Below are 10,804 nucleotides of genomic sequence, written 5' to 3'. Positions count from 1 at the left end.
CATGCCGCTCATGGTCGCCGCCAGTTCGCGTGAGCGAGGGGTGGCGCAGGGCCCGAAACCGTCGACACTGCAGGCGTTATCCAGCGGGGCAAGGACGATCGCCCCCTGGTTGACCAGGACAACCGCGCGCTTTGCATCGGCCTGGGTGACGAAGTCGGTTCCCTTGACACCGATCGCCACCAGCGGCGTGTTCAGGCGGAACTTGTCACGGGCCGCTTGTGCCGCCAGCCCGGAGATGCCGCGCATGGTTCCCGTTTCAAGGTAGAACTTGATCAATGATGCCGAGGGATTGGCCGGGTCATAGCGGTATTCGACCACTTGCAGCACCGAGTCCGGGCGGACACTGACCAGTGCGCCATCGACGAATCGGACATGCACATGCCCGTTGGTGGTGGTGCGGATGACATCGCCGGGAACGATACGGTATCCCTTGGTGACGGACTCGCTCCTGCCCTCGCGCTGGATCTGGCTGCTACCGATACAGAGGGTCACTTCACCCACGGAAGTAGAAGACGCACGCACGGCCGACGCCAGCGCCAGCAGTGCCCACATCAGCAGCAGCAAGCGCAGCATCCGGATAGGGCGAAGCGGCCTGTTCATCATCGTGATCCCTTCATGTTCAATGCTGCCAAGTATAAGTCCTTGATCAGCCAGTGCGATGTGCGTGGGATCACAAGCGGTCGGCAGGCGGCTGCCGCGACTTTCACGAAAAAATTTACGGCCCCGTGTTTTCATATAGGAGTTTGTGTTATCATCTCCTATATGACTTCCCCACTGCATATCATCCTCCATACCACACCCGAGCAAACGGCACGCCTGCAGGCTTTGCAGGTGGCGTTCGCCGAAGTGTGCAATGCGCTGGCACCGGTGGTGCAGCAGACCCGATGCTGGAACCGGGTGGCCCTGCACCACATCACCTACCACGACCTGCGTCAGCGCTTTCCGCAGGTGGGATCGCAGATGGTCTGCAACGCGATTTATTCGGTTTCGCGTACTTGCCGGCTGATCCTGCAACACCCCAATAGCCCGTTCAACATCACCAGCCATCCGGATCGCCCTTTGCCTCTGCTGCAGTTTCTTCCAAGTGCCCCGGTCTATTTTGACCGGCATACCCTCAGCCTCAAGGAGGGTATGCTGTCGATGTATACCCTTGACGGGCGCATGCGTTTCCAGTTGACGCTCAAGGCGGAGGATGAGTTGCGTTTCCAGCGCGAGAAGTTACGAGAGATCGTCCTGGCACGCTCCCCGCAGGGATACCAGCTTTCCTTCTGGCTGGCGGCGGTGGATGTCGACGAGGACAGGCCGGCCAGCCTCGAAGCCGAGATGCCGGAATATGTATTGGTGCACGCCGCCGCTCCGGACAAAGCCCCGACGATCCCGCAAGCCACGGCGGTCCTGTCGTGAGCACCGCTTTCTACCCAGCCGCTGAACAACCGGCCATCCGGCAGTTCCTGGCACTCCGAGAGAATCCTCATGACTCCTTCTGAAAGTCGCTCTGAACTCCGTGCAGCGATCCTCGAGCTGAAGCCCTTCTTCAGGAAGGCCGCTTTCTTCAGCGTCTTCTGCACCTTGCTGATTCTGGCCCCCACCGGCTACATGCTCGAGGTATACGACCGCGTCATCAACAGCCGCAATTCCGATACCTTGCTGATGTTGACCCTGCTCGTGCTGTGGTTCTATGTGGTCATGGAGTTGCTCGAATGGGCGCGCGGCGGCGTCATGCATCAGGCCGGCCAGGCGCTCGACCGGAAGCTCCGGGAACGGGTCTTCAACGCGATTTTTGAAGCCAACCTGCGCCGTATTCCCGGTGGCACCAGTCAGGCCCTGAACGATCTGCGCAGCATCCGCGAGTTCCTGACGACGCCGGCGCTCACGGCGCTCATGGACGCGCCGGTTTCGCTGCTGTTCCTGATTCTGATCTATATGATCAGTCCGCTGCTCGGCTGGATCGCGGTACTGGCTGCCCTGATCCAGGTCTTCCTGACCTACCTGACCGAAAAGAACACTCAACCACCCCTGGTTGCGGCCCAGAAGGACGCCATCGCCGCCCAGAATTATGCCAACGGCACGCTACGCAACGCGCAGGTGATCGAGGCGATGGGGATGCTGCGCAGCATCCATCAGCGCTGGATGAGCAAGCAGCGCAGTTTCCTCCGCCTGCAGGCGGAGGCCTCCGATCATGCGGGCAGCAATGCCGCGCTCTCGAAGATGCTGCAGACCACTCTTTCGGCGGCGCTCCTTGGCCTGGGCGCCTGGCTGTCCATCAGGGGAGAACTGGCTGGCGGCGCTGGCATGATGATCGTCGCCTGGGTGCTCGGGCCGCGGGTACTGGCGCCGCTGGTGCAGGTGGTCTCGCTCTGGAAGAGCGTCGTCACGGCCCGGGACGCCTATCAACGACTGGACAAGCTCCTGCAGGCCCTGCCCGAGCGCCAGAAAGGCATGCCCCTGCCAGCACCCAAGGGCCATCTCGCGGTGGAAGGAGTGGTCGCCTCGGCCCCCGGTAGCCAGATCGCGATCATCCGTGGGGTTTCCTTCAGTGTGCCGGCAGGACAGATTCTGGCCATCGTCGGCCCTTCGGCCTCCGGGAAATCGACTCTGGCGCGTCTGATGGTGGGTATCTGGCCGGCGGCGAACGGCAAGGTACGGCTTGATGGTGTCGATATCCACCCCTGGAACAAGGAAGAACTGGGACCGCACATCGGTTATCTGCCGCAGGGCATCGAACTCTTCGGTGGCTCTCTTGCCGAGAACATCGCACGTTTCGGAGAAGTGGACATGGCCAAGGTCGAGACGGCGGCGCGTGCGGTGGGACTGCACGAGACCATCCTGGCGTTGCCGGACGCTTATGAAACGCTCATCGGCGACGAGGGTTGCTTCCTTTCCGGCGGTCAGCGCCAACGGGTCGGACTGGCGCGCGCCATTTATGGCCATCCCAGATTCGTCGTCCTCGATGAACCCAATTCCAGCCTCGACGAGACCGGTGAAGCGGCCCTGGTGAATACCTTGCTGGCGCTCAAGGCCCAAGGCACCACCCTGATCGTCATCACCCATCGCACCAGTGTCCTGGCTGCTGCAGACCAGATGCTGGTGTTGCGCGATGGGCAGTCACTCATGGCCGGGCCGCGTGACGAGGTACTGGCGGCTCTGCGCCAGGCAGCGGCCCAGGCCACCCCCAGCGGGAGTGGCCTGGCCGCCGCCTCCGCCGCTTGACGGTCATGCCACGACTTTCAGATCAACTCCGGACCTCCATGAAAACACCTTCCTTTTTTCAGCGCAGCGAACTGACGGCCACGCTCTGGTTCTTCCGGCGGGAGTTCCTGGTCGTGGGAATCTTCAGCCTGGTGATCAATCTGCTGATGCTGACACCGACCATCTACATGTTGCAGGTTTATGATCGATTCATGACCGGCCGCAACGAATCGACCTTGATTGCGGTCTCTCTGATCGTCCTGTTTCTCTTCGCCGTGATCGCCTTCGCCGAGTGGTCACGTTCCCGTCTGCTGGTTCGCCTGGGTGTGCTCCTGGACGAGCGACTGAACAGCCGGGTGTTCAATGCCTGCTTCGAATCCCACCTCAATCAGAGCCGGGACAACCCGGTAGAGGCGTTCAGCAACCTCACCAACGTTCGTCAGTTCATTACCGGCAATGGCATCTTCGCGTTCTTCGACGCGCCCTGGAGTCCGATTTACCTGCTGGTGCTGTTCATGCTGCATCCGTCGCTGGGCGTCCTCGCGCTGGTGTTCGCCGGCATTCTGATCGGGGTGGCGGTCTTCAGCCATCGCGTCACCCAGACCCCGACACAGAAAACCACCGAAGCCGGGGTCAAGGTGGCGGTGTATCTGCATAGCAAGCTGCGCAACGCTGAAGTCATCGAATCTCTGGGCATGCTCGGCAACCTGCGCCAACGCTGGCTGGGCCACCATCAACGGCATATGTCGCTGTATTCGGCAGCGCAGGATCGGCAGCGACGCATCCAGGCCTTGAGCAAGTTCATCCGCTACAGCCAGCAATCCTTGATGCTGGGAGCCGGCGCCCTGCTGGTGATCGAGGGCGAACTGACCGTGGGCGGCATGATTGCGGCGAATGTCCTGATGAGCCGCTGCCTGCAACCGATCGATACGATTGTCGGTAGCTGGACTGGCTGGCAATCGGCCCGCAAGGCCTTCGAAGCGCTGGAGTCCCTGCTGCGAGATCATCCCGAACGGCCGGCCGGCCTGATCCACGAGGCGCTACGCGGCACAGTGCGCATCGAGAACCTCGTGGCGACGGCGTCGAATCGTGCGCAACCCATCCTCGCGGGGCTCACTGCCGAGTTTCCCGAGGGGGAGGTGATTGCCATCGTCGGCCCGTCCGGCTCCGGAAAATCCACTCTGGCGCGTTGCCTGGTGGGTATCTGGCCGGAAGTTCAGGGCCGGGTTCTGCTCGATGACCAGCCGATCGAAACTCTCGATCGGGAGGAACTGGGGCCATTCATTGGCTACCTTCCGCAGGATGTCGAGCTTTTCGAAGGCAGTGTGGCGGAAAACATCGCCCGCTTCGGCGACATTGACTCCGCCCAGGTCATCGAAGCCGCACAGCGGACGGGCATCCATGACATGATCCTGCGCTTCCCGCGGGGCTATGACACGCCCATGGGGGAGGCCGGCAGCTTCCTGTCCGGAGGACAGCGGCAACGCATTGGTCTGGCACGGGCGCTGTATGGCAACCCCAGCCTGATTGTCCTCGACGAACCGAACGCTAACCTGGACGACGTCGGCGAGGCGGCGCTGATCCGCGCCATCCTGGATCTGAAGGCGCAGGGCAAGACGGTGATCTTCATTTCCCACCGCATGAACATTCTCGCCGCCGCAGACCGGATACTGGTCCTGGACAACGGCGTGATCCGGAATTATGACCAACGCCAACCGGTGATGCCTGCCGCGCAAGCGCAGTCCACGGACCAGAGTGCTGGCGTTCTCACTCCTCAACCCGCTTAATTTCTGATTCAGGACCTTCGTTATGGCTATTCGCAATATGTTGGATCGTCTCCAGGGACCCAGGGCCATGCCCATTACACTTGAAGGGGGAGCTGATCTGCCGATGGATACCGGCCATCCGATGCGCGTCGGCCTATGGGTGCTCGGACTGGGCTTCGGTGGCTTCCTGCTGTGGGCAGCCCTGGCGCCGCTGGACCAGGGGGTGCCGACCAGCGGACAGGTCGTGGTGACCGGCAATCGCAAAACCGTGCAAAACCTCGCGCCAGGAATGGTCGACGCCATCCTGATCAAGGACGGTGACGAGGTCAAGGAGGGCGACGTTCTGCTTCGACTCGACCCGACACAGGCACGCTCGCAGTACGAGGTGGCGCGCGCGCAGTGGTTGGTGGCGAAAGCCATCGAAGCGCGACTGCTGGCCGATGTCCAGGGCCGTTCGGAGATCGCATTCCCCGAAGATCTGCTGAAGGACAAGGACGATCCGCGAGCAGCCAGTGCGATGGCCATCCAGACGCAGTTGCTGCGTTCCCGCCGTGCGGCCCTGCAGGCCGAACTTGGCGCCATGGAGAACATGCTGGCGGGCCTGCAGTCCTCCGCTACCGGCCTGGAGGCCACCCGACGCGCCAAGGAACAGCAGTCGAAGCTGCTGCTCGAGGAACTGAAAGGCCTGCGGGAGATGGCGGCCGAGGGCTACCTGCCACGCAACCGCCTGTCCGAGCAGGAGCGGCTGCTGGCACAACTCGGTGGAGCGATCTCCGAAGACCTGGGGAATCTGGGACGTACCCAGCGGAGCATCGGTGAAATCCGGATGCGCATGCTGGCGCGCCAGCAGGATTACCACAAGGAGGTTGAAAACGGGCTGGCCGAGGTCCAGAAAGAGGTCAGCGCGCTCGACAGCCGCCTCAAGGGACTGGCTTTCGAACTGGCCAATACCGAAGTCCGCGCCCCCAAGGAAGGCGTCATCGTCGGTCTGAAAGTGCACACCATCGGCGGGGTGCTGGCCTCGGGAACCCCCCTGATGGAGGTGGTACCGAAAAACGAGCCTTTGCGTATCGATGTCATGATTCCTACCACCTTGATCGACAAGGTCAAACCCGGTTTGCCGGTGGACATCATTTTTCCGGCTTTCAATCAGAAGGTGACGCCCAACATTCCGGGCGAACTGGGACAGGTCGCCGCCGACGCGACAAACGATCCGCAGGGCAGGATGCCTCCTTACTATCTCGGACAGGTGGTGGTGACCCCGGACGGGATGAAGAAGCTGACGACGCACGAGATCAAGCCGGGCATGCCTGCCGAGGTGATCATCAAGACGGGTGAGCGAACACTGCTCAACTATATCGTCAAGCCGCTGCTGGATCGGGCGAAGCCCGCACTGACCGAGGAATGACCATGGGCAAATGGACTGTCACGTTGACCGGCTGTGCGCTGGCGCTGATGACTTCGGGGGTATTCGGCGCAGGCCTGCTGGACGCGTATCAGGCGGCTCGGCAAAACGATCCGACCTTCCGGGCGGCCCGCTACGAACGGGAGGCAGGCCAGTACGCAGCCGATATCGGTCTCTCCGGCTTGTTGCCGTCTGTTTCGATCGCCGGGTCCTACGCGAAGAACAACGGGGAGAGAGAGTCGACAGTGGTGAATGTGACACAGTCGCTTGATTACAACGACAAGCTGATCTCCATCACTTTGCGACAGCCCCTGTTCAACTACGAGAGCTTCGTCCGCTACCAGCAGGGCAGCGCCCAGGTCGCCTACAGTGATGCGGTGTTCGACCGCAAGGCGGCGGAAATGGCCGTCAAGGTCTCGGGCGCCTATTTTGATACCTTGCTGGCGATGGACAGGCTGGACCTGGCGGACGCCGAAATGACCGCTTATGAAGCCCAGCGCCAGTTGGCCGAGCGCCGACGCAAGGGCGGTGAAGGGACCGTGACCGAAGTTGCCGAAGCCGAGTCCCGCTTACAGCTCGCACGTGCAGGCCGCGCCGACGCCTTCGACCGCTGGTCGGTGGCGAGGCGCAGGCTCGAAGGCATCACCGGCACGCCGATGGGCGACCTGTGGACGCTGCGCCCGGATTTCGTTCCCATTGGCGTGCAGCCCAGCCAGCTTGACGAGTGGTACGCGCTGGCGCAGGAAAACAACCCGGAGATTCGCGCCCAGCGCAAGGCATACGAGTTGGCCAGCCTGGAAGTCAATCGCAATCGCGCTGGCCATCTGCCGCAGTTGGACTTCGTGGCGCGCGCGACGAGATCGGAAAATGAGTCCATTTCCACACTCAACCAGAAAACCTCGGTGACTGCCGTCGGCGTACAACTCAACATTCCGCTGTTTGCGGGCGGCCGGGTCAACGCCCTGACCGGACAGGCGGTGGCCAACCGCGAGCGGGCACTGGCTGAACTGGATGGGATCGTCAACGACGTTCAGGTCGAGATCAAGCGTCAGTTCATGGCGGTCGAGACGGGTAGCCGCAAGGTGACGGCCTACCAGAAAGCGGTCGAATCCAGCGAGGTGGCGACCGAAGGAACGAAGCGTGGGATGGCGGCCGGAATTCGCACCAATACCGACGTTCTCGACGCCGAGCGGGTGATGTTCGCCGCCAAGCGTGATCTTGCACAGGCCAGGTACGAGTTTCTGGTCAGCACGCTACAGTTGAAAACGGCTGCCGGCGTCCTGTCGGAAAAGGATATCGTCGAGATCGCTGGGCTGCTCCTGCCGCGGCCATAAGCGCCTGGATTCGACCCTCTTGAGCGATCGATCGATCAGTGCCGAGCCGCTTGCCGTGCGGCCCCCCGCCACGCCGGCAGAGGGCGAGTATTGCCCGGATGTCGTGGCTGTATTGGTCACCCACAATCCGACCCCGAAGACCTTGCTGCCTGCCCTCGAGTCCGTGGCCCGTCAGGTTTCCGCGATTGTGGTCGTCGACAACGCGTCGGAACATTCCCCCCAGGGCTGGATCAGGCACGCTAGCCGGAACTTTCGAGCGGCTGTCGAGGTGTTGGTCCAGGAGAACAATCTCGGATTGGGCGCTGGTTACAATGTCGGACTGGATCAGGCGCGAGCGCTTGGGGCCGTGTTCGTGCTTCTGCTCGATCAGGACAGCGAACTGGAGTTCGGGACGATCGCCAAGCTTCGCGCCGCTCATCTCGATCTCGCCCGACGAGGAGTGATGGCCGCGGCAGTCGGGCCACGCTATCGCGACGCCAGCGACGCTTCGCTTTCGCAATTTGTCCGCGCCAGCTGCTTCAGATTCAAGCGCGTCGGCTGTGGGGAGAACGGGGGCACCGTTGAAGCGGATTTTCTGATTTCATCCGGTTCCTTGCTGCCCATGGCCGCCATTGAAGCCATTGGGAAAATGGACGAGGGGCTTTATATCGACCACGTCGATACCGAATGGTGCTTCCGGGCTCGTTCCCTCGGCTTCGGGATATTTGGTGTGTGCGACGCCATCATGCGCCACTCCCTCGGCGAGCGCAGAGTGGCGATCTGGTTCCTGCGCTGGCGCAAGGTCCCGGTTCATTCGCCGTTCCGCTATTACTATATTTTTCGCAACAGCATTCTGCTTCGTCGCAGATCGTACATGCCAAAAAAGTGGAGGTGCGCGGATTTGTCGCGATTGTTCCAGATGCTTTTCTTCTTCGGCCTGCTGGCACCCAACCGCCTGGCCAATCTGCACATGATGTGGTGCGGCCTGCGCGACGGCATGAACGGCGTGGAGGGCAAGCTCTCCCGCTTGCGGGCGCCAGGAGATTCGTGAGTCGCTGAGGACGGCATCAGGAGAGATCGGCAATGCGGGGTGGCCATGCCAGGCTGAAAGCATGGGTACCGAGGCTGAGATTCGGTGAATAAGCTGGGTCGGCGGCCAATTCGTCTGCCCATCGGCCCTGCATGAACGCCACTTCCGAAGCCAGGCATGCCTGATTCTCAGGGGTTGTTTCCTGGCCGTGGCTGGCCAGCTCGTCATGGCGCATTTCTGCATAAGGCGTCCAGACGTTCCGATAACCTGCCTGCCGAAGCCTCAGACAGAAATCGACGTCGTTAAATGCCACCGCGAGCCTCTCGTCGAATCCGCCCATTTCTTCGAAAACCGATTTCCGTACCACCATGCAGGCTGCAGTGACCGCGCTCAGCGACTGATGCAAGGCCGCCCTGCCGAAATAACCGATATTTCCCCGCTCGCAATTCAGAAAGGAATGGCCGGCCACGCCGCCCAGACCCAAAATGAACCCGCCATCCTGCAGCCGTTGGTCGGGAGACCACAAGCGCGTACCGACGGCACCGACCCCGTCCTGCACGGCGAAGGAAACCATCTCTTCCAGCCAGTCCGGCGTGATGATTTCGATGCCATTGTTCATCAGGCACAGCACCTTGCCCCGCGCCTGCGCCGCCGCCCGGTTGTTGAAGCGTGCGAAATTGAATTCCCCACCATCCTGTAGCACCCGGATGCCACTCTGGCGGAAGCGATCGAGCCATTGCAAGGTGTCCGCGTCTTCGCTGCCGTGGTCGATGACGATGATTTCGTAAGGCTTGTAAGTAGTGAGCCCGCGAATGGAGTCGATGCACAGACGCAAAAGATTTGCCCGATCCCGCGTGGGAATCAGAATACTTACCAGCGGTGCAGGTTCGGGCACCGGGAAGCGGACTCTGGTATGCAGGGGAATCTCTGGCGCGGGCATGACTGCGGCCGCCATCCCCCGTCGCTGCAAATGCTCGGTGAGTGCCCGCTGGGCGGCTGTCAGGGCATAGGGCTTCTCGTCCATGGAACTTGCCGTGCTCCCCGCAACGATCCGCCAGTGGTAGAGCACCCGAGGAATATGGACAATCTGCGCCGGCCGCAGGCGCTCCATGGCACGCAAGGCCAGATCATAATCCTGGGAGCCTTCGAATCCCTCGCGGAAACCTCCGATCTCCTCAAGCAGGGAGCGCCGGTAACACCCCAGGTGAGAGAGCATGTTCTGTGCCAGGAGCAGTTCGTAATTGAAATCACACTTGAAATACGGGCCGCAACGTTGGCCGTCGGATGAAAGCTTGTCTTCGTCCGTGTAGATCAGGCCCACCTCGGGATGCTCGATACAGCACTGAGCGACAAACCACAAGGCCAGCGGATGCAAGAGATCGTCGTGGTCCAGGAGAGCGACGAAATCGCCACTCGCCAGCGCCAGCGCCGAGTTGCTGGCGGCGGAGATGTGACCGTTGACCAGGCGAAAAACTACCTGGATACGAGAATCGGTCGCGGCGTGACGTTCGAGCAGCGCCCTGACCGCCGGGGAATCGGAGGCATCGTCGGCGACGCACAGTTGCCAATGTGGATAGACCTGGCCTAGCACGCTGTTGATGGCTGCTTCGAGCAGCTCCGGATCAGAGTTGTAGGTGGGCATCACCACCGAAATGATTGGTGGCTGGTGCCAGGAGTCGGCGATCTGCCGAAGCCGCGGATAGCACTCGGAAGCGGGTTCGAAGCGGCTGATCCAGGTGCTGTAGTCGCCGGCGGTTCTGATTTTTCCGTCAAGTTGTTGCTGCAGTCCCGGCCACTCGGGCGTCTTCCATGCTGCGCGCTTGAGGAATCGCCAGGCCCGCACCGGGTTGCGCACAGCCTGGTTCAGCAAGGGCAGGTAGGCGATCGCCTTGCGTACTCCGCGCAGCGGCCTGGTGACGCGCCAACTGCTGCTCCGCCAGATCGCCTCGATATGTTTTAGCCTTTCGTCGAGCAGTTCGTCTTGTCTTCGGAGTTGCAATTGCAGTGCCGAAATACGCTCTTCGAGCTGGACGATGAGGCGTTGCTGCTCGGTGCTCCGCTCTTGCTGCTCGGTGATCCGCTCTTGCTGCTCAGTAATCCT

General features: G+C 61.7%; 8 protein-coding genes. 6 read left to right on the top strand and 2 right to left on the bottom strand.

Features of this window, described 5'->3' with window-relative positions:
* Positions 1–603, bottom strand: a 603-nt coding sequence (locus tag CAPSK01_RS15305) for a FecR family protein (protein WP_273703794.1), incomplete at its 3' end; no start/stop codon positions are given.
* Between the two features lie 159 nt (positions 604–762).
* On the opposite strand from CAPSK01_RS15305, the gene CAPSK01_RS15300 reads away from it, so the two are divergent.
* The 6 genes from CAPSK01_RS15300 to CAPSK01_RS15275 all read left to right on the top strand — a co-directional run bounded on the left by CAPSK01_RS15300 (position 763) and on the right by CAPSK01_RS15275 (position 8,724).
* Complete coding sequence (locus tag CAPSK01_RS15300; protein ID WP_273703793.1) at positions 763–1,404, top strand: hypothetical protein; 642 nt, start codon at positions 763–765, stop codon at positions 1,402–1,404.
* Between the two features lie 69 nt (positions 1,405–1,473).
* Complete coding sequence (locus tag CAPSK01_RS15295; RefSeq protein ID WP_034928512.1) at positions 1,474–3,210, top strand: type I secretion system permease/ATPase; 1,737 nt, start codon at positions 1,474–1,476, stop codon at positions 3,208–3,210.
* A 38-nt stretch (positions 3,211–3,248) separates the two neighbouring features.
* Complete coding sequence (locus tag CAPSK01_RS15290; RefSeq protein ID WP_034928510.1) at positions 3,249–4,976, top strand: type I secretion system permease/ATPase; 1,728 nt, start codon at positions 3,249–3,251, stop codon at positions 4,974–4,976.
* Positions 4,977–5,043: 67 nt separating this feature from the next.
* Positions 5,044–6,363: an HlyD family type I secretion periplasmic adaptor subunit gene (locus tag CAPSK01_RS15285; protein WP_273703792.1), complete on the top strand. Its 1,320-nt coding sequence runs from the start codon at positions 5,044–5,046 to the stop codon at positions 6,361–6,363.
* Between the two features lie 2 nt (positions 6,364–6,365).
* Positions 6,366–7,694 (top strand): TolC family outer membrane protein, encoded by a 1,329-nt coding sequence (locus CAPSK01_RS15280; RefSeq protein ID WP_273703791.1) that lies wholly within the window; start codon positions 6,366–6,368, stop codon positions 7,692–7,694.
* A gap of 19 nt (positions 7,695–7,713) precedes the next feature.
* A complete protein-coding gene (locus CAPSK01_RS15275; protein WP_273703790.1) occupies positions 7,714–8,724 on the top strand; it encodes a glycosyltransferase family 2 protein in 1,011 nt (336 codons plus the stop codon).
* A 16-nt stretch (positions 8,725–8,740) separates the two neighbouring features.
* Here the strand turns inward: CAPSK01_RS15275 and CAPSK01_RS15270 are convergent.
* Positions 8,741–10,804: glycosyltransferase (locus tag CAPSK01_RS15270; RefSeq protein WP_337958599.1), on the bottom strand; the 2,064-nt coding region annotated here is incomplete at its 5' end.

Origin of the sequence: Candidatus Accumulibacter vicinus, from assembly GCF_000584955.1 — a bacterium.
Lineage (GTDB): Bacteria > Pseudomonadota > Gammaproteobacteria > Burkholderiales > Rhodocyclaceae > Accumulibacter > Accumulibacter vicinus.
The sequence above is the reverse complement of the archived record's forward strand: the minus strand, read 5'-3'. Positions and strand labels throughout refer to the sequence as shown.

Excerpts from the sequence above, each read along its gene's own strand:
- CAPSK01_RS15290 (WP_034928510.1), top strand. The coding sequence starts at position 3,249 with ATGAAAACACCTTCCTTTTTTCAGCGCAGCGAACTGACGGCCACGCTC.
- CAPSK01_RS15280 (WP_273703791.1), top strand. The coding sequence starts at position 6,366 with ATGGGCAAATGGACTGTCACGTTGACCGGCTGTGCGCTGGCGCTGATG.
- CAPSK01_RS15295 (WP_034928512.1), top strand. The coding sequence starts at position 1,474 with ATGACTCCTTCTGAAAGTCGCTCTGAACTCCGTGCAGCGATCCTCGAG.
- CAPSK01_RS15300 (WP_273703793.1), top strand. The coding sequence starts at position 763 with ATGACTTCCCCACTGCATATCATCCTCCATACCACACCCGAGCAAACG.
- CAPSK01_RS15285 (WP_273703792.1), top strand. The coding sequence starts at position 5,044 with ATGCCCATTACACTTGAAGGGGGAGCTGATCTGCCGATGGATACCGGC.